Source organism: Synechococcus sp. R55.7, assembly GCF_047461955.1.
Lineage (GTDB): Bacteria > Cyanobacteriota > Cyanobacteriia > Thermostichales > Thermostichaceae > Thermostichus.
This window is the reverse complement of the sequence record NZ_JANSIC010000310.1, coordinates 1-2,024: the sequence shown is the minus strand read 5'-3', so window position 1 is coordinate 2,024 and position 2,024 is coordinate 1. Positions and strand designations below refer to the sequence as shown.

Genomic DNA, 2,024 nt, shown 5'->3' with positions numbered 1-2,024 from the left:
TGCTCTGAGAGTCTGCCACCTTGCCCCCTTTCATCGCCCACAACACCCACCCCCGCCATCACGGACAGATGGCCCCACCATTCTAAACTGAGTCTAAATCTAAATCGACTCGGTCTCAATCCAAGCGTCTCTGCTGAGTGTAGAGGAGTCCCGCCCGTGCTCGGAGCTCCTGGCAGACGCAGGTCGGCCTCATCGTTGCAGGGGCAAATGCGAGGACTCGCTTCCACTGGCCCGAACAGGGCGGCCAGAGAGCCTGTGGAAAACCGTCTTATCTTTGTCCTTTCTTTTGCGATACTGCTAGGGGTGATGTTGAGAATGACAGCACGATGGCGATGCAAAATGGAGCCAGGGATCCGCTTCAACTTCCTCAACGGCAGACAAACTCGGCGGGATCCCAGTTGTGCCTTGCCTGTTCTGCTCCCTGTGGCCTACTGTTGAGCCTGCTCTGGGTTGTCCCTGCTCTTGCTCAGCCGGAATCTCCCAGCTCTGCTGCCTTTGCTCTGCCCAACAGCCGCGAAATCCTCACCCCCCCACCCCCCCCCACCCTATCGATTCCCCCCAACCCTGCTGACTCCACCCCTGCGGCTGACCTGACTCTAAAGGGGGCTTTGACGGCTGAAGAATTGGTGGTGCCCCAATCCCCCTTGCAGGTGCGCATCGAGCGAAGGGAGGGCTTGTCTTTGGAAGAAGCTCTGGAGATCGCCGTTGCCCAGAACCCGGCTGTGCAGCAGGCCAGACTGACTGTCGAGCGGGCCGAGGCCGGGGTAGCTCTAGCTCAAGCTGCCTTTGCTCCCACCCTCTCCAGCCGTGCCAACTACCAGTACAGTGAGGCTCCCTCTCCTGGTGGTGGGCCAAGGCGCGAATCCCACACCCTCTCGGCCAGTGTGGTGCGGGTGGAGTATACCGCCTTTGACAGTGGCCTCAGGGAGCAAAACCTGAAGCTGGCCCAAGAAGCGCTGCGCATCGCCCAACTGCAACTGGAGCAAACGCTGCAGACGGTCAAACAAGCTGTGGCCAACGCCTACTACGATCTGCAAAGCGCAGATGCCAGGGTCGCCATCAGCCAAGCTGCCGTCGAAAGTTCCGAAGCCACCCTGCGGGATGCTCAAGCCCGAGAACGGGTCGGGCTGGGTACCCGCTTTGAGATTCTCCAGGCAGAGACGGAATTGGCCAACAATCGACAAACCTTGCTGGCGGCTCAAAACACCCAACAACTGAATCGCCGCCGCCTGGCCGAACTGCTGAATTTTCCCAGCCCCACCGACGTGTTGGCTAGCGACCGCATCGAGCCGATGGGAGAGTGGGATCTCAGCCTGGAAGAGACCATCATTGCTGCCTTTGCCCAACGACAGGAATTGGAGCGCCGGCGCCGAGAATTGGAGCAGGCCCAAAGCCGCCTGCGCCTGGCACAAGCCCGCAATGGCCCCCGAATTGGCTTATTCGCCAGCCTCGATGCCGTTAACGATTTCAACGCCAGCCGCAACAGTTTTGATGTTGGCTATTCGGTGGGAGCCAATTTCAGCTTGACTTGGTTCGATGGAGGAGAAGCGGCTGCCCAAGCCCGCCAAGCCCAGATCGATGGACAGGTGGCCGTGAGCAACTTCGTCGGCACCCGCAATGAAATCCAGCGGGGGGTGGAAGAAGCCTTCCTGACCCTCAGCTCCAGCCGCGAACAGATCGACTCGGCCAAAGTGGCAATTGCCTCAGCAGAAGAGAGCCTGCGCTTGGCCCGGCTGCGCCTGCAAGCGGGGGTGGGCACCCAAACGGAGGTGATCAATGCTGAAGCTGCCCTCACCACTGCCCGTGGCAACCTTTCCAATGCTGTAATCGCCTACAATCGCGCCCTGGTACAACTGAAACGGGCCATTGGCAGCCTTTGACTTGAGCCTTTCTCCCTCACTCCCAGCCCTTCTTCCAAAAGGAGAGGGGTGCTATGGATACCGCGACGAAACAGTTCTATTCCAACTTGAGCTGTTGTGACATACTCCCGCACTCATGCTGACGCAAAGCGCTCCGCGCCGCTA

General features: G+C 59.7%; 1 protein-coding gene. It reads left to right on the top strand.

What is annotated here, in order from left to right:
* The first annotated feature begins 326 nt into the window (after positions 1-326).
* A complete protein-coding gene (locus NW820_RS12035) occupies positions 327-1,880 on the top strand; it encodes a TolC family protein (RefSeq protein ID WP_414407606.1) in 1,554 nt (517 codons plus the stop codon).
* Positions 1,881-2,024: the final 144 nt, after the last annotated feature.

Coding starts and splice junctions, on each gene's coding strand:
- NW820_RS12035 (WP_414407606.1), top strand. CDS start 327: ATGGCGATGCAAAATGGAGCCAGGGATCCGCTTCAACTTCCTCAACGG.